Source organism: Streptomyces sp. NPDC087901, assembly GCF_044742205.1.
GTDB lineage: Bacteria > Actinomycetota > Actinomycetes > Streptomycetales > Streptomycetaceae > Streptomyces.
Map to the genome: position 1 here is coordinate 152,231 of NZ_JBIUUC010000005.1, position 20,942 is coordinate 173,172.

The 20,942-nt window shown below is 70.2% G+C and carries 17 protein-coding genes and 2 pseudogenes; 8 read left to right on the forward strand and 11 right to left on the reverse strand.

Translation table 11 applies throughout. From position 1 onward, the window contains the following. The first annotated feature begins 107 nt into the window (after positions 1-107). Both ACIOEW_RS17855 and ACIOEW_RS17860 read left to right on the forward strand, forming a co-directional pair. Positions 108-518, forward strand: a complete 411-nt coding sequence (locus tag ACIOEW_RS17855) for a VOC family protein (RefSeq protein ID WP_362545941.1) — start codon at positions 108-110, stop codon at positions 516-518. A 135-nt stretch (positions 519-653) separates the two neighbouring features. After that, positions 654-1,124 carry a helix-turn-helix transcriptional regulator gene (locus ACIOEW_RS17860; protein WP_401964571.1) on the forward strand — a complete coding sequence of 157 codons (471 nt, stop codon included), beginning with the start codon at positions 654-656 and terminating at the stop codon, positions 1,122-1,124. A gap of 366 nt (positions 1,125-1,490) precedes the next feature. On the opposite strand, the gene ACIOEW_RS17865 is transcribed toward ACIOEW_RS17860, so the two are convergent. Further along, positions 1,491-2,042: a DinB family protein gene (locus ACIOEW_RS17865; RefSeq protein WP_401964572.1), complete on the reverse strand. Its 552-nt coding sequence runs from the start codon at positions 2,040-2,042 to the stop codon at positions 1,491-1,493. 318 nt (positions 2,043-2,360) lie between these two features. Between ACIOEW_RS17865 and ACIOEW_RS17870 the strand changes: the two genes are divergently transcribed. Then, complete coding sequence (locus ACIOEW_RS17870) at positions 2,361-2,498, forward strand: hypothetical protein (protein ID WP_362545934.1); 138 nt, start codon at positions 2,361-2,363, stop codon at positions 2,496-2,498. A gap of 4 nt (positions 2,499-2,502) precedes the next feature. After that, positions 2,503-4,647, forward strand: a complete 2,145-nt coding sequence (gene helR / locus ACIOEW_RS17875; RefSeq protein WP_401964573.1) for an RNA polymerase recycling motor ATPase HelR — start codon at positions 2,503-2,505, stop codon at positions 4,645-4,647. A 117-nt stretch (positions 4,648-4,764) separates the two neighbouring features. Here the strand turns inward: helR and ACIOEW_RS17880 are convergent, their stop codons facing one another. Next, positions 4,765-6,312: a polysaccharide lyase family 1 protein gene (locus ACIOEW_RS17880; RefSeq protein ID WP_401964574.1), complete on the reverse strand. Its 1,548-nt coding sequence runs from the start codon at positions 6,310-6,312 to the stop codon at positions 4,765-4,767. Positions 6,313-7,041: 729 nt separating this feature from the next. Between ACIOEW_RS17880 and ACIOEW_RS17885 the strand changes: the two genes are divergently transcribed. Next, positions 7,042-8,133 carry a PucR family transcriptional regulator gene (locus tag ACIOEW_RS17885; protein WP_401964575.1) on the forward strand — a complete coding sequence of 364 codons (1,092 nt, stop codon included), beginning with the start codon at positions 7,042-7,044 and terminating at the stop codon, positions 8,131-8,133. Between the two features lie 234 nt (positions 8,134-8,367). On the opposite strand, the gene ACIOEW_RS17890 is transcribed toward ACIOEW_RS17885, so the two are convergent. The 3 genes from ACIOEW_RS17890 to ACIOEW_RS17900 all read right to left on the reverse strand — a co-directional run bounded on the left by ACIOEW_RS17890 (position 8,368) and on the right by ACIOEW_RS17900 (position 12,523). Next, the gene (locus tag ACIOEW_RS17890) at positions 8,368-9,768 is read right to left on the reverse strand and encodes a carboxylesterase family protein (RefSeq protein WP_362545922.1); all 1,401 of its coding nucleotides are present in this window, start codon (positions 9,766-9,768) and stop codon (positions 8,368-8,370) included. A 114-nt stretch (positions 9,769-9,882) separates the two neighbouring features. Further along, positions 9,883-10,752: an acetylxylan esterase gene (locus ACIOEW_RS17895; protein WP_362545920.1), complete on the reverse strand. Its 870-nt coding sequence runs from the start codon at positions 10,750-10,752 to the stop codon at positions 9,883-9,885. A 250-nt stretch (positions 10,753-11,002) separates the two neighbouring features. Continuing rightward, complete coding sequence (locus ACIOEW_RS17900; protein ID WP_401964576.1) at positions 11,003-12,523, reverse strand: long-chain fatty acid--CoA ligase; 1,521 nt, start codon at positions 12,521-12,523, stop codon at positions 11,003-11,005. A gap of 139 nt (positions 12,524-12,662) precedes the next feature. On the opposite strand from ACIOEW_RS17900, the gene ACIOEW_RS17905 reads away from it, so the two are divergent. After that, positions 12,663-13,880 carry a PucR family transcriptional regulator gene (locus ACIOEW_RS17905; protein WP_401964577.1) on the forward strand — a complete coding sequence of 406 codons (1,218 nt, stop codon included), beginning with the start codon at positions 12,663-12,665 and terminating at the stop codon, positions 13,878-13,880. Positions 13,881-14,120: 240 nt separating this feature from the next. Further along, positions 14,121-15,286, forward strand: a pseudogene (locus tag ACIOEW_RS17910) (MFS transporter). A 120-nt stretch (positions 15,287-15,406) separates the two neighbouring features. Here the strand turns inward: ACIOEW_RS17910 and ACIOEW_RS17915 are convergent. Beyond that, positions 15,407-16,222, reverse strand: a complete 816-nt coding sequence (locus ACIOEW_RS17915; RefSeq protein ID WP_401964578.1) for a phosphotransferase — start codon at positions 16,220-16,222, stop codon at positions 15,407-15,409. A 235-nt stretch (positions 16,223-16,457) separates the two neighbouring features. After that, on the reverse strand, positions 16,458-17,108 hold the full coding sequence (locus ACIOEW_RS17920; RefSeq protein WP_401964579.1) for a DUF4232 domain-containing protein: 651 nt from the start codon (positions 17,106-17,108) through the stop codon (positions 16,458-16,460). A 282-nt stretch (positions 17,109-17,390) separates the two neighbouring features. On the opposite strand from ACIOEW_RS17920, the gene ACIOEW_RS17925 reads away from it, so the two are divergent. Next, a complete protein-coding gene (locus ACIOEW_RS17925; protein WP_401964580.1) occupies positions 17,391-17,633 on the forward strand; it encodes a hypothetical protein in 243 nt (80 codons plus the stop codon). Between the two features lie 93 nt (positions 17,634-17,726). Here ACIOEW_RS17925 and ACIOEW_RS17930 read toward each other — a convergent pair whose 3' ends face one another. The 4 genes and pseudogenes from ACIOEW_RS17930 to ACIOEW_RS17945 form a co-directional block, all read right to left on the reverse strand. Continuing rightward, the gene (locus tag ACIOEW_RS17930; protein ID WP_401964581.1) at positions 17,727-18,428 is read right to left on the reverse strand and encodes a DUF6215 domain-containing protein; all 702 of its coding nucleotides are present in this window, start codon (positions 18,426-18,428) and stop codon (positions 17,727-17,729) included. A 178-nt stretch (positions 18,429-18,606) separates the two neighbouring features. Further along, positions 18,607-19,032, reverse strand: a pseudogene (locus tag ACIOEW_RS17935) (MFS transporter); the annotation flags it as partial. A gap of 135 nt (positions 19,033-19,167) precedes the next feature. Beyond that, positions 19,168-19,761 (reverse strand): class F sortase, encoded by a 594-nt coding sequence (locus tag ACIOEW_RS17940; RefSeq protein ID WP_401964962.1) that lies wholly within the window; start codon positions 19,759-19,761, stop codon positions 19,168-19,170. A 240-nt stretch (positions 19,762-20,001) separates the two neighbouring features. Continuing rightward, on the reverse strand, positions 20,002-20,523 hold the full coding sequence (locus ACIOEW_RS17945; RefSeq protein WP_401964582.1) for a hypothetical protein: 522 nt from the start codon (positions 20,521-20,523) through the stop codon (positions 20,002-20,004). Between the last annotated feature and the right edge of the window lie 419 nt (positions 20,524-20,942).

Here is a 20,942-nt window from a genome sequence, read left to right on the forward strand (position 1 = left end):
TCCGACTGCGGGAAACCACGGCGGCCGGGTAGAAGACAGACCGAATCGGCGGGATCGGTCAGGAATCAAGAAGCGCGGGTCGCAGGGGCGGCCCTAGCATGATCGTCATGGACATCAGCATTCACACGAGCTTCCTGCCGCACGACGACCCGGACGCGTCCGTGGCCTTCTACCGCGACGTCCTCGGCTTCGAGGTCCGCAGCGACGTCGGGCAGGGCAAGATGCGGTGGGTCACGGTCGGTCCCGCCGGTCAGCCCAGCACGTCCATCCTGCTGGCGCCGCCTGCCGTCGACCCCGGCATCACCGAGGACGAGCGCCGCACCATCACCGAGATGATGGCCAAGGGCACCTACGGGTGGATCCTGCTGGCCACCCCGGACCTCGACGGCACGTTCGAGAAGGTGCAGGCGGGCAACACCGAGGTCGTCCAGGAGCCGACCGAGCAGCCCTACGGCATCCGCGACTGCGCCTTCCGTGATCCCGCGGGCAACCTGGTCCGCATCCAGGAGCTTCGCTGAACCGTCCGGTCATCGGTCCGGCCTCGATGGCCGGCACCGCGACGGCCGGGAAGGACTTCGCGGCCGGCCCACCCGGGCCCCGTATCCGGCCGCCGTACCAAAGGCATGCACGGACGTCGACGAAACGGAGCTCGCATGTGTCAACCCGCGTGGGGGCGCGCGCGAATAGCGGCGCAGCGCCTGAGCGATCTCGCACGACTGCGTCGCGTCCGCGACCGGATCGACCGGGAGTACGCGCAGCCGCTGAACGTCGAGACGCTCGCCCGCGGCGCGAACGTACCGGCCGGACACCTCAGCCGCCAGTTCCGGCTGGCCTACGGAAGATCGCCGTACGCGTACCTGATGGCCCGTCGCATCGAGCACGCGGCTGCCCTGCTCCGGCTCGGTGATCTCAGCGTCGCCGAGACGTGCCGCACGGTCGGTTGCCCATCGCCGGGCATCTTCCGTACGCACTTCACCGAGCTCGTCGGCGTACCGCCCCACGTCTATCGGCACCGCGCAACGGGCGCCGCCGCAGGGATGACGCCGCGGGTGCCGCAACAGGCGACGCGACCGTCCGGGCAGCGGGAGGTGCCGGCCGTCGGACCGGAACGGGCCTTTACGTGAACGGGGTTGCGCAGGCGCAGGGCTCCCGCAGGTGATCGGCACACCGGAGGCCGTGGCCTCCCACGGCGACGTGTCTCCGGGCCGGAGCCACGTCCCGCGCTTCCACATCGCGCGCCTCCGTCACCGGACGCGACACGCCGGCGGCTGGTCAGCTACGGCTCAGCCTCCGGCCGACCCGCGGCATCGTCGTCGTGGAAGGAGCGCAGCAGGATCGGTGCATCGCACGGGACAGCCCTTTGGCCGTGTATCCAGAGTGCGGCGCCCTGGGCTGACCCGTGGTTCGCCGTAGTCGCGTCCGCGGACCGGTGGGCCGAGGGGGGGCCGGCCCGCGCAGAACAGGGGCGGCCGGCGCCCGGCGGCCGGACCTCACAACCCCCTGGCCCCGTCGATCCGTTCGCGAAGCAGGTCCGCGTGCCCGTTGTGCCGGGCGTACTCCTCGATCATGTGGATCAGCACCCAGCGCAGCGACACCGTTCCGCGCCAGGAGTCGTGGCCGCGAATGTCGAGGTGAGGCGCCTCCCCGACCAAGCGATCGGCGAACGCCACCTCGGCCCGCCAGGCCGCCCAGGACGCCGCGACCGACTCGGGGCCGGAAGCCACCGTGTCGAAGTCACCGTCGGCGTTTCCCTCGGAGCAGAAGAGGGGCGAGACATCCTGCCCGGCCAGCACCTGTCGGAACCAGCGGCGCTCCACCTCCGCCAAGTGCCGGACCAGGCCCAGGAGCGACAGCGTGGACGGCTCCACGGACCGCCGCGCCAGCTCCCCCTCCAGCCCGGCGCACTTCATCTCAAGCGTCGCGCGCTGGTCCCCGAGGAAATCGACGAGCATGCTCCGTTCGTCGCCGGTCCCGGACCCGCTGAACCGGCGGTCGGGCCCGGGACCGGCGAATACCTCGGCTCGTCTGCTCGATGTGGTCATGTCCCTCATCGTCCACGCCGGCCGGCCGGGCGCTGCAGCCGGACCCCGGGGGCACGCGTCCCGGCGACGGGTGGCAGGCAGGCGTGGGGGTACGGCGTTCTGCCGTGCCGTGGAGATCCTGAGTGAGGTGGCCCTTCTCGCCCCGCCCGCCTGTTCGGCAGGGATGCGGCCGGTACCACTGAGCGCGAAAGGGAGTAAGCACCTCTCGCCACTCTTAACTTATAGCGCAGTGGGGGGCTTGCGGCAAGGCCCCGGTCATACCGCAGAATCACTCGTCGAGGCCAGAAGCTGCGGAAATGGGAGATTCACGAAGTGCGTATGTTTTTGCCGGTTCACGGGTTGCGCGGCGACGGCGGCCCGATGGTGGGGCTCGACGTGTGGTGGCGGGCGCCGCACAACGAGGTGCGGGAGTACGCACCGACGGAGTTCCCGGGCTCGATCTCGGACGGGAGCTGACGCCATGAACTCCCTGACCACCAGCGCGTTCGACCTCCCGGACCGCCTCTCCCCCAAGGCCGACCCCAGGCTGACCGCCGGCGACGAGAAGCACTTCGCGGCCATCGCCGAGTGCCTTGAGCAGTCGATCGCCGAACTGTCCGCACGCCTCGATGCCGAGCTCAGGTCGCCCGGCGGCATGGGCCGTCAGGCGATGGACCGGGACATCGAGATCCACCGGCTGACCGCCCGGCTGCGTACGCTGCGCCGGTTCGGCCTGGATCTGTGTCTCGGGCACATGGTCGGCACGGACGCCCCCGAGCCCGTCTACGTCGGACGGCTCGGACTTACGGACAGCGCGGGCCGTCGGCTGCTGCTCGACTGGCGCTCCCCCGCGGCCGAGCCGTTCTTCGGAGCCACCCATGCCAACCCGATGGGCCTGGAGAGCCGCCGCAGGTATCGCTGGACCCGCGGCCGGGTCAGTGACTACTGGGACGAGGTGTTCACCCCGGGTGGGGGCGCCGGGCACGCGGCTCTCGACGACCAGTCCGCGTTCATCGCCACCCTGGGCGGCAACCGGTCGGCGCGGATGCGCGATGTGCTCAGCACCATCCAGGCCGATCAGGACGCCATCATCCGAGCGGGATCCCGTGGCGCGCTCGTTGTCGACGGCGGTCCCGGTACCGGCAAGACCGTCGTCGCTCTGCACCGTTCCGCGTACCTCCTCTACTCCGATCCCCGCCTCGGCCACCACCGTGGTGGCGTCTTGTTCGTCGGTCCGCACGAGCCCTACCTGGGTTACGTGGCCGACGTGCTGCCCAGCCTCGGGGAGGAGGGAGTGCAGACCTGCACCCTGCGCAACCTGGTCGCCGAGGGAGCCGCAGCAGCGGTCGAGGCGGACCCGGATGTGGCCCGTCTGAAGTCGTCCGCGGATCTGGTGAAGGCGATCGAGACGGCCGTGAGGTTCTACGAAGAGCCCCCCGCCAAGGGGATGACGGTCACGACCCAGTGGTCCGACATCCGGCTGAGCGCCGACGACTGGGCTGTGGCGTTCGAGGCGGCCCCCGGCACTCCGCACAACGAGGCCCGTGATCAGATCCTGGAGGAGCTGGTCACGATCCTGGTGGAGAAGCACGACGGTGATGTTCCGGACGAACTGCTCCGCAAGTCCCTGACGCAGAACCGGGAGTTGCTCGCGGTCCTCGACGGCTCGTGGCCGCTGGTCGAAGCGGCCGACCTCGTCGGAGACCTGTGGTCGGTACCCGCCTACCTGCGCACCTGCGCCCCCTGGCTGAGCCGCGACGACGTGGCACGGCTGCAGCGCGCGGACGCCCAGGCCTGGACGGTGTCCGATCTGCCCCTCCTGGACGCGGCACGCCAGCGGCTCGGTGACCCGGAGACGTCGCTGCGCAGGCGTCGGCACAACGCCTACGTCGCCTCCGAACGCGAGCACATGTCCCACGTCATCGACGCCCTGCTGGAGGCTGATGCCGACGGCGAAGGCGCGGTCACGATGCTGCACGGACAGGACCTCAAGGACACCCTGGTCGACGGATTCGCGCTTCCCGGCGGGGAACCGGACCTGCTCGCCGGGCCGTTCGCGCACATCGTCGTGGACGAGGCTCAGGAACTGACCGATGCGGAATGGCAGATGCTCCTGCTCCGCTGCCCGTCGCGGAGCTTCACCATCGTCGGGGACCGCGCCCAGGCCCGGCACGGTTTCACGGAGTCCTGGCAGGAGCGGCTGGAGCGGGTCGGACTCGACCGGATCAGCCAGGCCTCCCTGAGCATCAACTACCGGACGCCGGAAGAAGTCATGACCGAGGCCGAGCCGGTCATCAGGGCCGCGCTCCCCGACGCCAACGTGCCTGCCTCCGTCCGCAGCAGCGGCATCCCCGTCGTCCACGGCTCCGCTGCCGAGCGCGACACCGTCCTCGACACCTGGCTCGCCGAGCATGCCGACGGAATCGCCTGCGTCATCGGCGATCCCGAGTTCAGGGCGACTCCCAGAGTCCGTTCCCTGACCCCGGAGCTGTCGAAGGGGCTCGAGTTCGACCTGGTCGTCCTCATCGACCCGGAAGGATTCGGCAAGGGCATCGAAGGAGCGGTCGACCGCTATGTCGCGATGACCCGGGCGACCCAGCAACTGGTCATCCTCACGAGTTCCTGACCCGGGCCGGCCCGACCGCCACTACGGCCGGGCCGGTGTCGCACCCACGTGTGCCGCTCGCCGCCGCCTGTCGGGACCCTTCGCTGCCGGGTCCGGACAGGCGGTGCGAGACTGCCGCTACCCCGCGTAGGTCTCGAACTCGGCGATCTTCGGGGTTCCGGTCGAGCCGGTGATCTCGAAGGTGATCTTGCGCAACGAGGTCTTCGGGATCGTGATGGCACCCGCGCCGCTACCGGACGTCAGCACGGCCCCGGTGTCGCCGTTGAGCACCTTCCAGGATCCGATGCTGCCGGCAGAGCCCGACGCCTCCCGGATGTTGACCGAGGAAACGGCGGTCGCCGAGGCCCACTTGACCGAGACCGAGCCGGTGGCTCCGGCGGGCGACCAGTAGGTGCTCAGGTCACCGTCCCGCACATTTCCGTAGCTCGTCCCGTCGGCCTTGCTGGTCCCGTCGGAACCTGCGCCGATGCTGAGGTTGGTTCCGGCGGGGTCGGTCGGGTCCGGAGTGGGGTCGGTCGGGTCCGGGGTCGGGTCGGTCGGGTCCGGGGTCGGCGTCTGCGTCGAGCAGTTGCCGTCCGACACCTTCAGCCCCTTGTTGGCGCCTGCCGTCTGGGCCACGATGCCGGGCACGCAGGATGCCGCGTCGAGGCTGTAGGCGTAGGGGATGCTGACGGTGGTGTTGGACTTCGGGTCGGGCCCGGCCGGGTTGTTCTCACTGCCGGGGGCGGACCACGTCACGTTGTCGAAGGTGTTGCCGCTGACCTGCCAGTATCCGGCCGCGTCGGTGTAGAAGGTGCCTAGGACGTCCTTGGAGTCCTTGAAGTAGTTGTTGTCCACCTTGGCGCGGGCCCCGGCCCGGGAGTTGATCCCGGACTCGTTGAGCTTCACGTAGTAGTTGTTGTAGATGTGGGCGATGCCGCCGCGCAGCAAGGGGGTGCGGGAGTCCAGGTTCTCGTACAGGTTGTGGTGGAACGTGACGAAGCCGTTGGAGAGTTCGGTCTCGCTCGACCCGATGAGGCCACCACGGCCGGAGTTGCGCAGGGTGCTGTAGGACAGCGTCACGTACTGCGTGTTGTCCTTCATGTCGAAGAGGCCGTCGAACCCCTCCGACTCCCCTCCCGACGCCTCCAGGCTGGCGTGATCGACCCAGACGTTGCGGACGTCGCTCTCCATGCCGATGGCGTCGCCGCCGTTGGACGTGGGCGAGCCGGACTTCTTGACGTTCTTGACGGTCACGTTCTGGATGATGATGTTGCTGGACTGGCGTATGTGGATGCCCAGTTGATCGAAGACGGCGCCGCTGCCGACACCGACGATCGTGACGTTGCTGATCTGCTTGAGCTCGATCACCCCGGCAGCGGTGTTGCAGCTGTCGCCGGACACCTTGGCGGTGTTGGCGTGGTTGATGGTCCCCTCCACCTCGATGATGATGGGGGTGCTGCTGCTGGCCCGGCCGCAAAGGGCCTGGTGGATCGCGGTGCCCGTGGTGGCCCGGACCGTCTGTCCGCCCGCACCGCCGGTGGTGCCGCCGTTCTGGGTCGCGTAGCCGGTAGCTCCACCGGTCGCGGCCGATGCCGAGGGCATCGACACGACGGCACCGGTCGCGGCGGCAAGAGCGGCCGTGGTCAGCGCCGCGTACAGTCGCAGTGCGACTCGCCTTTTCATGATGGTTTCTCCCTGTTCGTCTTCTGGGCCGGACCGTAAAATGGCATGCCCATGTCATTCAGTCCGGCGGCCGCCGGCCGCCGACTTCCGTGCTGGACAAGCCCTGATCGGCGTGGTTGCGGGTGCTCTTCTTCGGTGCGATCGAATCTTCGGTGCGATCGAACGGGCCGCGCCATTGCGGCCTGGAGCTGCGCGTACGTCGGCGCCGGCCGCGGGATCACCGCCACCGCCACTGCAGGAAGCCGCCACCTCCGAAACCGCGCAGGACGACGGGACGCGCCGTCGCCATGGCGCACGTCCTCGACCCCATGACATGCCGGCGCCGTGGGTACAGCACCGCACCGGATCAATGGCGGCTCAATCGTGAAGTCGCGGCAGCTGCCGTGTCTTCACCGTCACCGGAACGGAGTTCTGAGATGGAAAGCGCTTTCTCGTCGTGAGAATAGGACTGCTTCGGCTGGGCTGGCAAGACTCTGGACACCCCTGCCCCGGGAAGCGCTTCGACTCGTGCACCAACTGCCCTACGATCGCTGCATTTAGAGGTCGATTCACGGCACGGTCGGCGAGCTCCGAGGCTATGGATCCCGCATCACACCCGATGATCCACACGAAGCAAGCGCATTCTTTCCGAGCGTGCCGTGGATGCCGGTCGTCTCATCGGGGTGAACGGTGATTGACGGCAGCACGGGTCAGTGTGACGATGCGCCGATGCCTGGCCTACATGCACGGATGGCTGTTCGCAGCGGCGATCTCACCGCGACCGTGGTCGCTCGCTGTGCTGCGGAAGTACCGTTCTACGGGGAACTCCCGCGGCGCACCCTCGACGGTGAGGTGACGCGGTCGATCACGGCGGTGCACGAGCTGCTGCTGCGGGCACTTCGTGACGGCGGCGCCATGGACTCGGGGGACCTGACCCGGCTCATCGAGTGGTCGGGGCGCCGGGCCGAGGAGCGTGTGCCCCTCGAAGCGGTGATCGCCGCCTATCTCATCGGTGCCGAGGTGTGGTGGCAGGTCCTGACCGAGACAGCTGAGCCCGAGGAGCTGACCGGGGCGGGTGCCAGTCTGCTGGCTTGGCTGCACGCGGCCATGCCTGCTGTCGTGCTTGCTCACCGCAACGCCCAGGAGGACATCCACAGCGAGGACAAGCGGGTACGGCGGGCCCTGCTGACCGCCCTGCTGGCCGGGCGGCCTTACGAAGAGCTGGCGGAGACGGCAGGGGTGACAGTGACCGGCGAACACGAGGTGGTCGCCTTGTCGTTCGAGTCGAATCCGCCGGCCAGGCTGGTCCAGTCGTCCCTGGAGGCCCGCGCCGGTGTCCCGGTCCTGATGGATCACGTCGCCGGGATCGCGCTGCTGCCGGGCGGCTGCGACGTGCTCGGCCTGCCGGGCTCACTCGGCAAAGAGGTGGGACAGCGCGTGTTCGCCGCCGCCGCCCCGGCCGTTGATCCGGCGGCCGTTCCCGCAGCCGCTGCGGAGGCGGGGCGCGTACTGGAACTCGTACAGCGGCTGGGCCGCCCACCCGGGTTGTACCGGCTCGATGACGTACTGCTGGAGTACCAGCTCGCGCGCCCCGGTGACGCTCTGCTGCGGCTGGCCGCCAAGCTCGACCCGCTGGATGAGCATCCGTATCTGCTGGAGACGCTGCGGGTGTTCGTCGACCATGGCCACAACCGCCGCCAGAGCGCCTTGGAGCTGTGCGTCCACCGCAACACGCTGGACTACAGGTTGCACCGGGTGAGCACGCTGACCGGGCTGGACCTCGCGGTCCCTGCCGAGGCGCGGCTGCTCCAAGCGGCCCTCGTCGCCAGGGATCTCGCCTGACCGATGACCGATCCGGGCCTGGTCCGGAGACCGCCGCGAGCGGGACAACCACGACCCGGACCACCACGGACCGGCGCCGCGGGCCCGAGGAATCCGCACCCTCGTCGGCGAGCATGCGGATCGCGCGGGCCGCGGTCGACCGGGGCCGTGCGGATTCCTCGGGCCCAGTGGGCCGGGGCGGTGCGGATCGCTCGGGCCGCGGTCGGCCGGGGCGGTCGGCGGCGAAGCGGGTGGCTAGAGCCAGGCCTGCAGTTCCTCCTGGCGTGGCGCGAGGACCACACCCGTGTCGGGGTCGTCGAAGACCATGACCGGCCGGCGCGCGTCCCAGGCCGACCAGCCCGGGTCTCCCGAGGAGGCGAAGGCGACCCAGGCCCGGTGCATGCCGTCGGCCAGCGCCTGAGGAGCATCCGGTCCGGTGAGCCCCTCACCGTGGCGGAGGTTGTCGAAGACGAAACCGATCTCCAGTGCATGGCACGCCCCCAGCCCCAGCGTGGGCGAGCGCCAGGCGAACTCGTACAGGAACGTCCGTTCCGGCCGCGAGTCGGCCAGACGGTTGAGCGGCCCTCGCAGCAACAGGTCCGTGGCCATCTCGCCGAGGATCACCCCGGGCTTCGCGCCAGGTCTGGCCGCCCTGTACAGCCGGGCAACACGCCCTGGGATCCGGAACTTCAGCAGAGCCAGTCGCAACGTGAATCCGCTGACGCGGTCCACCGCCCCGCTCGGGACGAACCACAACCGGTACTCCTCCCGGTTGGCGCCCATCAGCAGGTCGACCGTGGGCAGCGAAGGTTCTGCCGGAACCACATCGTCGTCGACCACGAGGTGGAAGCCGGGGCCGCCGCTGATGGGATCGGCTTTGCCGATCACCTCGTTCTGTACGTCCAGCAGCCTCGCGCGGTCCACCGCCGCGAACGCCTCCGCCGTTGCGGGCACCCGCAGCGCCTTCGCCATCGCCTGCACCGTCTTCGCGCCCCGGCTGCGCGGCACCGTCTGCGGAGGCCCGCTCTGCAGGACCGCCCGGTGGAACAGACCGGCCGCACGAGGGCTGGTCATCAGGGCGGCGATGCTGATGGCCCCGGCGGACTCTCCGCACACCGTGACGTTGTCCGGGTCGCCGCCGAAGGCCGCGATGTTCTCCCGCACCCAGGTCAGGGCAGCGATCTGGTCCAGCAGGCCCCGGTTGTCGGGTGCGTCGGGGAACACCCCGAACCCCTCCACACCGAGCCGGTAGTTGACGGTGACCAGAAGCACTCCGTCGCGCGCGAAGGCCCGGCCGTCGTACAACGGCACGGCGCCCGAACCGTTTCGCAGGGATCCTCCGTGGATCCACACCATCACGGGCAGCGACCCTCCACCGGCTTCCGGTGCCCAGATGTTGAGGTTGAGGCACTCCTCCCCCGGGATGTCCACGTCGGGAATCAGCTCGTCGAGAGGCGGGCGGTAGGGGCGCTGCGGCGCGGTCGGCCCGTAGTCCAGCGCGTCGCGCAGCCCCTCCCAGGGCGTGACGGGAGCAGGGGCGCGAAAGCGGTGGGCGCCGAACGGTGCGGCGGCGTAGGGGATTCCCAGGAAGGTGGCGATTCCTTCCCGGACGCGGCCCCGGACCTTGCCTTGGCACGTGGTCGCGATGGCGTCCATGTCGGTCCTTTCACGAGATGTGCCCGCCTCCCCCGCGGCGGCAGCGCACAGGGGAGACGGATAGGGAAATCGGGCATCACAGGCATTGTGGTGCCCTCATGCGGCGGACGCCGGTTACGGGGTGCCGGCAGGGACGCTCAGGGCCAGGTCGTTGCGACGGACATCGGACCAGGTGGTGGTGTCGGTGCAGATGCCGCACGCGGGGCCGAAGAACTGGGCACGGGCCGTCTGGTCGCCCATGAGCTGGGCACGGAACCACGCCGTGGTGGGCGCGGCGAACGGGCCGGCGTCGCCCACGACCGTGAAGTGATCGGCTCCGCGCACCTCCCCGTACAGGGCCGGTATGTGGTCGGCCGCGTTGTAGAAGGCCTTGACGAGGAAGGGAAAGACGATGCTGTCCTTCTGCCCGGCCAGGAGAAGTGCGGGGACGTGCACGGAGTTGATGTTTGCCAGCGGGCCGGGCTGGATCGGCAGGATGGTGTCGATACGGGGGTCCGAGCCGACGACGATGGCGGCCGCGCCGCCCTGGGAGTGGCCCGATGCGCCGATGTGCTCCAGGTCGACGTGGTCGCGGAAGATGCTGTCCGGGTCGGCGTTCCTGCGGGTGAGCATGTCGATGCCCTCCCGCATGGAGATGCCGAGGTTGGACTGCGGCGTGTTCGCCGCGGCGACGATGAAGCCCTGGCTGGCCCAGTGCAGCAGCAGGTCCCGGTAGACGACGGGGAAGGCGAACGTGCCGTTGCCCCAAACGATCACGGGGTGGCGGCGGTCGCTGTTCGCGATGTCACGCGGGTAGTACAGGGTGGTGATCGCCCCGACTTCCACGGCGGTGGCGTAGGGCCCGGGGGCGCCGAAGTCACCGGCGGCCGATGCCGTGGACGTACTGGCGGGGGCGGGCGGCGGCGCTGCGCCCGCGCCGGCCGACGCGGCCAGGACGAGGGTGAGTGCGGCCAACGGGACGAGCAGCTTCTTTCTCCACAACACGGCGACTCCTGACGTCAGGGCGAGCTGAATGATTCATCCGGATCACATCGGTGCCTGAGGGCACATCCTGTGGGAGCGATCGGCGGGCGTCTCTGCGCAATCGCGGCAATCACCGACCGCGGAGTTTGTGCAACTTGCCGACGGTCGTGACTGGGTGGTGGTGCCGTGCCCTGTCCGGCCGCAGCCGTTTCCGGCGGAGAACGGACGCCGGGCCGTCGCGCGGGCGGTTGTCGCGTGGCTCGGCGGGCGGTCAGGCGGGCCGGGCTCCCCCGTCGGCCTCCGTGGTCAGTTCACGCTTGAGGATCTTGCCGGTGGACGTCAGGGGCAGACTGTCGCGGAACTCCACGCTGCGGGGGTATTTGTAGGCCGCCATGCGCTCGCGGGACCAGGCGATCAGTTCCTCCCCGCTCAGCTGTGTGCCGGGCACGCGGATGACGAACGCTTTGACGTCCTCCCCGTGCGTGGCGTGGGGGACTCCCACCACGGCGGCCATGCTCACGGCCGGATGGGTGATCAGGACCTCTTCGATCTCGCGCGGGTAGACGTTGAAGCCGCCGCGGATGATCAGGTCCTTCACCCGGTCCACGATGTAGTAGTAGCCGTCCGAGTCGCGCCGGGCGATGTCTCCGGTACGGAACCAGCCGTCACGTATCACCGCGGCCGTGTCGTCGGGCCGCCGGTAGTAGCCCTTCATGATGTTGTGGCCGCGGATCGCGATCTCGCCCGGGCCGCCGCCCGGGACGGACTGCCAGGAGTCGTCGATGAGCTTCATCTGCACACCCCACACGGGCCGGCCGATGGACCCGGGCCTCGGCGGGAGTCCGGGCGGGTTGAAGCAGGCGACGGGCGAGGTCTCCGACAGGCCGTACCCTTCCTGCACCCCCACGCCGAAGACCTTCCCGAACTGCCGCAGCACTTCGACGGGCAGGGCGGCTCCCCCAGACACGGCGGTGCGCAGGCGCGTGGGCGGTGTCTGTTCGTCGAGCGCGCCGAGCAGGGCCCAGTACATCGTCGGGACGCCCGCGAAGAACGTGACGCCTTCGCGGTGCATCAGCCGGAGGGCCTCCGCCGCGTCGAAACGGGGCTGCAGGACGAGGGTGGCGCCCCGGAGCAGGCCCATGTTCATCACCGCGCTCTGGCCGAAGGCGTGGAAGAGCGGGAGCGAGGCCAGCATCACCTCGTCCTCTGCCGCCGTGAACAGCCTGTCGGCGACCATGGCGTTCATCGCCATGTTGCGGTGGGTGAGTTCGGCTCCCTTGGGCCGTCCCGTCGTGCCGCTGGTGTAAAGGATCACGGCGGTGTCCTCCGCCGCGGTGGCCACCGCCTCAGCGGGCTCGGCACTCCCGGAGCCCGTGTGCTCGATCCGGTGCAGCAGAAGGAAGTGCTCGCAGCCGGGAGCCTGGTCGAAGCCGGCCTTCGCCACTTCGGCCAGGGGCAGCTGAGGCGTGCCCTCGGAGCAGAGCAGAGCTTTGGCGCCGGAGTCGGTGAGGTGGTACGCGACCTCCTGCGGACGCAGCAGCACATTGAGAGGGACCACGACCGCTCCGACTCGGAGGATGCCGAAGTAGGCGGCCGGGAAGTCCGGCACGTTCGGACAGGACAGGGCCACCTTGTCGCCCTTTCCCACACCGCGGTCCCTCAGCACGTCGGCGATGTCCTGGGACCGTGACTGCAACTCGGCGTAGGTCAGGCGGGTGTCACCGAGGACCAGCGCGGTTCGCTCGGGGTGCTCCTGGGCGCTGTGTTCCAGCAGGGACGACAGGTTCAGCATCAGTTCTCCTCAGCGGCTCGTGAGGAAATGCTGAGGCACAACACGCTCCGTGCACGGTGGGCGGACGACCTCGGATCCGGCAGCCGCCTTGTGCGTCTGCACAATTGCGGTCCAGGGGGTGAACCGTATGCTGGCCGGCATGTCAGAGCAGCACGTCGATGGCGGTCTGATCGTTCCTCCGCTGTTGTCCGTGTGTGCCGCGGAGCTGTTGGAGCGGGTCGATGTCCTCGCTGACGACCTGTTCCGTGCGATCACCGCCGAGATCGCCCCCTACGCACTGTTGAGCGAGGAGATGCAGGCCGAAGTGCGCGACTTCAACGAGCGCAACCTGCACGAGCAGCTGACGTGCATGGCCGACCACCGGCCGGTGCGCACGGACTCCACCCGGCAGTGTGTAAGGCGCCGGGCCACTCAGGGCGTTCCTCTCGACGCGGTCCTGCATGCGTTCCGCATCGGCTACCGCTTGATGGCCCACGCGCTGATCGAGCGTGCCACGGAACAGCCCGGCACGACGATGGACGACATCGCCCAGGCCTCCATGTCGGTCTGGTCCCTGTTGGATGCCGCGTCGCAGACGGTCAACGATGTCTACCGGGAGACCCTCGTGGGCCTGGCACGGGCCGACGAACTGCAGCGGCTCCTGCTGCTCGACGCGATCCTCACCGGCAAGACGGCCGACTGGGCGAGGCTCGGCGGCACCGCCGCCTCTCTCGGTCTGCCCGAGCAGGGGCCGTACATCTGCGTCGTCGCCGAGCACAGCGACGCCACCGCGATGGAACAGGCCCTGCTGCGCAGCGGACTGCGCTCCGCCTGGCGGCCCCGTCCTGACGGCCTGGCGGGCATCGTCGCGCTGCCCGACCCCGCACTCGCCTCCGGCTCCGCCCGTGTTCCGGGAGCTGCGCTGGTCCTGGAGGCTGTCGGCACCGCGGTCACGGGGCGCGCGGGCCTGAGCCCTGCGTACACGCGGCTCCGGGAGAGCGCCGACGCGCTCCGCCTCGCCACGCTGGCCCGGGCCTCGCTGCCTTCCGGGACGCACCGGGCGGTCACGCTCGATCACGACCCGGCCGCGGCCCTGGTCGCGGCCGGGCACGACCTGGCGTTGCGGCTGGGCATCGCCCTGCTCGACCCGGTCCTGGCCGCGCCGGACCGCAAGGACCTCATGGAGACGCTCACGGCGTGGCTGGACTCCGACACCGGTTCCACCACCGAGATCGCGGAGACCCTGTACTGCCACCGCAACACCGTCCGCAACCGGCTCGACCGCGTCTCCCGCCTCACCGGGCGCTCCCTGCTCCGCCCGTCCGACGTCGCCGCCCTCTACGCCGGAGTGCGGGCTCTCAAGCTCCGCGCGCACTGACCCGCGCGCCCGCTCCGCCGGTGTCAGGGCACTCGTGCGCGTGCGGCGGGATGCGCCCCGCCACCACGCACGTGTCCCGCCGCAGGGCGGATGAATTCGGTTGCGGCGGGCCGTCGAGCCAGGTGAGGTCATTCCATGGACGGTGGCGCGGAGCAGGTGCATCGGGCAGGGACGGGCAGCGACCGTACGGGCGCGCCGCACGCGGCTCCTTGGCGCGGCGCGGCGGTGCTCATGGCCCTGATGCTGGCCGCCTTCACCTTCAACACGGCGGAGAACCTGCCGATCGGCCTTCTGGAACTCATCTCCGAAAGCCTGCGGGTGCCGGTGTCAGCGGTCGGTCTCCTGGTCACCGGCTACGGCGTGACGGTGGCCGTGGCGTCTCTGCCGCTCGCCCACTTCATGCGGGCAGTGCCCCGGCGCCATGTGCTCACGGGACTGCTGACCGTCCTGGTCGTGTCCAGTCTCGTCGCGGCGCTGGCGACCTCCTACGGACTGCTCCTCGTGGCCCGGCTGCTGACCGCGCTCGCCCAGGCTCTGTTCTGGGCCGTGATGGGGCCGGTCGCGGTGGGCCTGTTCGCGCCCGGGTTCGTGGCCGGGTGGTCGGGGCGCTGTCCGTCGCCGGTTCGCTCGCTCTCGTGCTCGGTGTCCCCGCCGGGACCTGGCTGGGCCGACAGAGCGGCTGGCCGGTGCCGGTCGCCGTACTGGCGGCTCTGGGGCTCGTCTCCCTGGTGACGATCGCCGCTCTGCTGCCGACCTCCCGCCCTGAGGAGGAGCACGCGGCCTACGGAGTCAGGCCCGATGCCCGCCGGTTCGGGATCGTGCTGGTGGCCGGGACCCTGGCCGCTGCCGGGGCGTTCGCCGGGTTCACGTACATGGTGATGTTCCTGGGCGACGTGAGCGGGTTCCCGCCAGGCACGGTCAACGTCCTGCTCGTGGCCTTCGGTACGGCGTGCCTGGCCGGGGTGAGCATCACCGGGGCATTGCTGGACCGATTTCCGGACTCCGCGCTGACCGCGGCCGTGACCACGCAGGCGGTGGGCATGCTCGGCCTGTACACGGTTGGAACCCACCCTGTGGTGGCGGTGGTGTTCCTGGTGCTGATGGGCGCTGCGATCGGTCCGGTGTTCATGACCACCCAGAACGCGATGCTGCTCAGTGCACCGGGCCGTACGGATATGGCGCTCGCGGCCAACTCCGGTTGCTACAACGCCGGGATCGCGGCGGGCGCGGCACTCGGGGGTCTGATCCTGCCGCTCGCCGACGTGCGGGCGACCTTCCTCGCCGGCGGGCTGCTGACCGCGGGCGCGTGCACGGTGCTGCTCGTCGGACGGCTGCTGCCCGGGCAGCACGCAGTCCGCCGGCGTCAGCGAGAGGACGCTGATCCAGCACCCGCACCAATGGGATGACGAGCTTGTTCATCGCGGGATGTGCCGGATGGGATGACGGGCTTGTTCATCGCGAGGTGTGCCGGAATTGACGCTGAAGTCCGAAGCACGGCCTGCGCCTGTTCACTGGCCTCTGCCCCGTCAGTCCAGCAGGGCAGCGGTGAACACCTCGTGGTGAGCCACCAGCCATCCCTGCATGCGGTCCCAGCGTTGCCACCCACCGCGCTCGGACAGCACCTGGGTGTAGACGGGGTCACCGTCGGCCACCCGGTCGGCGACGAAGGCCCGGCAGGACGCGGTGGCCTGTTCGATGAGGCCGGGCAGTTCAGCGCGCTCCTGAGCGGAGAGGCCGTAGCTATCGGAGAGGATCCGCAGTCGCGTCGGAACGTCCAGCCCTTCGGGATAGAGAGCTTCCGCGGAGACGGGATCGAGCATGGGAACCCAGTAGCGGGCGGTCATGGCGACGTCCCACAGTGGTCGGCCGGGTGCCGCCAGGTCGAAATCGATCACGGCCGTCGCACGGCCGTCGCGGAAGACGACGTTGTCCGGGCACACATCGTTGTGACACAGCATCGTTCCCCCCTCCGGATCGGCCAGGGCGCGGGGCCATGCGACGCTGGTGTCGACCGCGATGGACTCGCTGGCCTCGTGCAGACGCCGCAGCAGGCTTCCCACCGATCTCAGCGCGGCCTCCGTCATCGCCCAGTGCGGAAACGGCGGCAGAGCGACGTCGCCAGGGATGAATGTCAGCTGCTCACGGCCGTCCGCGGTGAGACGCACGGGCGTCGGAGCGGCGTCGAAGCCATGCGCCTCGAGTGCGAGGAGATGGGTATGGAGGGCGCGCGCGGTGCTCGGTGCCGGACGTTCCACCAGGGCTCCGCGGCGGAATACCGCGCCCGCGTTCACCATGCCGCCGACCAGTGCTCCGCCCTCTGTCTCATCGCCCTCAGCTGTCATGTCGATCAGGCTACCGCCGGGTCGGACGGTGTGGGACGGTCTCGAAACCGGCTTCGAACCCGGTCACTCACCTGGTCATGTGCGGGACGTCGAGGCGGACTTCGGCTGCTCACGCCGCCGGTGTGGCGCGCGGATTCTCGGTGGCCGAGGCGGACGAACCGCCCTCCGCCGAGGCCACCGGCTCCGGGTACCGGGCGCGGCCCCGGAGCCGGGCCGAGATGCCTCGTACGCCCTGTCAGCCGTCCACTGCCGTGGTGGTGAAACGGTCGCCGCAGATGTGGAGCTGAGGGGCCCGCAGGGTCAGGGCCTCCTTGGAGCCGGGCGGGTAGACCCGCAGGTAGTCGGGGCGGCTCCAGCAGCCGGAGTCCGTGATGCCCTGGTTCAGGGTGTGCAGGGTTACCTCTGCTGTCTTTCCGGGCCCGATCACCGTCCGCCCCCGCATGGCGCCCTCGCGCTCGGCCGGCACGCCGATCGCGCTGCCGTCCCGCTTGATCAGTGAGACACCGGGGAAGCCACGCAGCGTGCACGCGGTGGTGGACTTGTTCGCGAACGTGAGCCGGTAGTGGATCTGCCCCGCGCCCGCGTCGGCACGGCCGAGGCGCATGCTCAGGCCGACGGCCGTACAGCGCCGGGCGGCCGAGGCGGCCCCGGCGGTGGCACTGCCGGTGGCGGGATCCTGGGCGGCGGGCTCTTCCGGGGCGACGGGATCCGAGGCGGGCGCGGACGAGGTCCTGCCGGAAGGGCTTTCGGCCCCCTGCGCGGAGACGGCGGGTCCGGAACCCGTCGCGCCGGGCGGCCCGGCCGAGGCCGGGGTACCGCCGCAGCCGGCTGCGACAAGGGCGAACGACGCGATCGCGACCGGGACAAGGACATGCCGACGGAGCATGCGAGCCCTCCGGGCTGTCCTCCCGCTCCGCGGCCGGCGCAATCGCTCGGACGGTGGTGGAGTGGTATGCGAGAGTGAACTCATACCACTCACCTGCTCGATTTTGCGGCGTTCGAACCTGTCCCGTCGCGCACCGGCACAACGGGCAGAGGTATGGCAACAAGCAGAGAGAGCGGCTGTCGGCAAGGAGTCCCCTTCTGCGGGGAATTCGTCGGCCCAGGCGGGTGACTTGGGCTGCCAGGGACTATCGCCCGGGTAGGCCGGCGGCTATCCCTGTCGTTCGTGATCAAGAACCTGATGCGCACTGCCGCGGCAGTCGCGTTGACCGCCCTGTCTCTCACCCTGACCGGCCCGGCGCACGCCGCGGACGGCTCCGCCTCGTCGCAGTCGGAGCCCTGCACGTCCGTCGCCGCGCCCACCGGACACGTCTGTGTCCCCGCACCCAAGCAGTGCATCACTACGCCGTGCCCGCAGTACGACATCGTGGCGCTCCCGTACGGCCCCTGGACGGACGCCCGAGCCTGACGCCCCCTCACCATCCGGCCCTGCCGAGCGAACCGCACGTCGCGCCCCGGCAGGAGCAGGCACGGGTCGCCGCCGGGCATGGCCCTGGACCGGTCAGCCCCCGGCACCCCATCCCGGAACCGTCGGCAGGATCGTCTCGGCGACGCGGAGCACCGCCGCGTCGTCCGGGACCCTGCCGTCCTCGCGCCACAGAACCACCTCGAAGGAGCCGCCGCTGTCCTTCGAGTCCCGGGCCACGGCCAGTGCGCGGGCCGGGACGCCGGGACCGCTGCTGGTGTCGCCCCCGTCGAGGCGGAAACCGATGCTGATGGTCCGGTCCGAGTAGAGGACCGCCGACCGGCCCAGAACCCGCTGCTGCGCGGCGTCCCGCAGGAGCGCGGCGTACGCCGCCACCGGCAGACGGTCGTAGGTGGCCGTCAGCGTCACGGTGTACGTCCCGAACTCGACGCGACCCGAGGGGGTTTCGGTCTCCTTGCCGCCTGTAAGCGTGACGGAACCGTCGCTGCCGCTCGCGGACTTCGCGATCTCGCCCGGCGTGCCCAGCAGTTCAGCGAGGTCGGAACGGTTCAGCGCCTCGCAGAGCTGGGCCCCGGAGGCCTGCCGAGAGGCGTGCTTGGATCCGTTCGACCCGTTCTCCGGCTCCCCGCCCGAGCACGTGGCAGGCGCCCGGTCGCTTCCCGAGGCGCCCCCCGCCGCCCACAGTCCGGCGCCGAGCGCCGCCACCAGTACCACCGCCGCAAAGGCCTGCCCCCAGGCACCTGAGCCCTTCGTGGGCGCGTTGATTTCGTCGGCCATGTCCCCCACCTGCCGTGATCCCCCGATACGTGCCCGGGGACGTTAACCCATGATCATCGAGCGGGCAAGGAATTTACCGGTCCCCGCGACCGCCCCTGCCGCTCCCGGGATCAGCGCAGGCATCCTCCGCGTTCCGGACGGGATCCGGCGCATCGCCGCGCCTGTCCCCGTGGGACCCTCAGGCCGGTTCCGCCGTCTTGCCCCGTCCGGCGAGAACCACCAGCCCTCCGATGACCGCGAGGCTCATGAGGACCACGCCGAACACTGTCGCGCCGCCAGGCAGGCCCACCGCGTCACTGAGGTAGCCGGCGGACACGGGCAGGGCTCCCGCCAGGACGTAACCCCCCACATTGAGTGCGGCGTCGGCCTCCGCGAGGCGCTGGGGAGGTACGGCGGAATTGAGCAGCGACAGGCCACCGAGCTGTCCCATACCCTGACCGGCCCCGGCAAGCAGTGCCGAAGTGGCGAGGATCGGCGCCGACGAGGCATGCACCGCGATGATCAGCGTGACCATGCTCATCACGGTGCTGACCGCACCGGCAGCGAGGACGGTGTGCCGGCGCAGATGCCGGACGGCGAACTGCACTCCGGTGGCGGCGAGGAACCACTGGAGGTCCGCAGCTTCTCCGTCGAGTGATGGGCGGATGCAATCCACCTGGCTACGGTTTCCACGACGGACCTGTCCGAGGTTTCCGGTGCGTCGAGCTCCTGGCTGCGCTCTGGACCCCGGCCGCCCCAGTCAGAGGACAGCCGTGAGGCGGGCGTATGCCACGACGTTGCCGTCGTAGCCCGCCTTCCGGGAGAAGCCGCCGCCGCAGGTGAGCACGCGCAGCTCCGGGTCGGAGGAGTTCGCGTAGACACGGTCGGCCGGGAACTCGGCCTTGCTGACGACCTCTACGGCGTAGACGGAGAAGACGGCGGTGGTGCCGTCGGTGCGGCGGATCTCGATGCGGCGCCCCTTTTCCAGTGCGCCGAGGCCGTAGAAGACGGCGGGGCCCGCCTTGTTGTCCACATGGCCCACGAGCACGGAGGTGCCGGGTTCGCCGGGAGTGACGGAACCGTCGTACCAGGCGGCCAGGTTGTTGTCCGTCAGAGGTGGTGCGTCGATCCAGTCGTCCGCGCCCAGGCCCACCTTCCCGACCGGGGCGTCGACGTCGAGGAAGGGGATCGTGATCCGTTCGGGCAGTGAGCGGGTGAGGGGTTCGGGGGGTGGCCCCTTCGGCCAGGTGCCGGCACCCGAGGCGCCGGACCGGTCGCCCATGGCGGACGCGGGTTGCGGGGGCCCGTCGTCGCCTCCGACGCCCTGCCGGATCAGGAACAGACCGAACAGCAGGGCGACGACGAGCGTGACCCAGCCCGGCCCGCGGCGGGCACCGCCCCTGTCGCTTCCGTCCGGGCCGCCGGCGGCTGCGGCTGCACGGCGGCCGAACAGCCTCTTACGTTTCCGTTCCGGAGGTTCGGCGGGTTCGATCCACTCGTGCCACACGGCTCTGTGCACGTCTTCTCCGCATTTCGGTCCTGTGGTGCCAGAACCGGGCCCGCGAACGGGCCCGGTCCGTCGGCACTCTCGCGGTCAGGCGTTGCCGCCGGAACGGCGGCGCATCTTGTGGGCACCGAATCCGAGCGCGCCCGCGACGAGGGCGGCGCCCGCGCCGATCTCTCCCGGGCTCATGCCGGAGAGGCTGCCACCGGCGCCGGCCCGGACGCCGTTGCCGGGCATCACCGAGCCCGTCTGGTCGTTGGGGCCGGAGCCCTCACGAATGGTCAGCGGCGTGGTCCCCTTCTCTCCCTTGCAGTCGAAGGTGACGTCGTACTCGGCACCGGGCTTGGCGTCGTCATCGACGCGCGCGGTGGCCGAACGCCCCTCCTCAAGAGTGACGGTGTCAAACACACCCGAGGTGACGGTCACGGACGGGACCTCGCACCCGGTGGCGTTGAGGGTCACGGTGCCACCGGGGGCCACCGTCGACGGGGAGACGGTGAAGCCGAACGACGTGATGTCGTGGTTCCCGTCGTCAGCGAGGGCCGCCGGAGCAGCGACTCCGAAGGCGGCGGCACCGAGCAGGGCGACAGAAGCAGCACGTATCACGCGCATGATGGTTCTCCGGATTCTCGAGAAGCAGCTGTGGACCTTTTGTCCGCACAAGTGAGCAATACCCCTCGGCTTGGGCGACGCTAGGTGCCCTCCAGGGGGCTCGCCAGTCGACCGCGGCGCGGCGGCGCCGAATGGAGCAGCACCCCCGCGACACGCATGAATCGGCGGCATACCCCGGGCGGCGGTACGTCGATTCCGTGCCCCAGCCACCCACCGGCGGTCGAGCCCGCCGACGAGAGTGCCGCCGGAAAGCTTTTGCATGGGCGGGACTTCGAGGCGGCGGATCCAGGAGCGCCGCCCGCCGGTGGCACCGGCGGGCGACAACCGGCGGCGCATTCCGGCCCATTCCCCGACCCCGCCCCACCGCGCTCGCATCATGAGTTAGGTTAGGCATACCTAAGTTACCGTTATCGGATCTT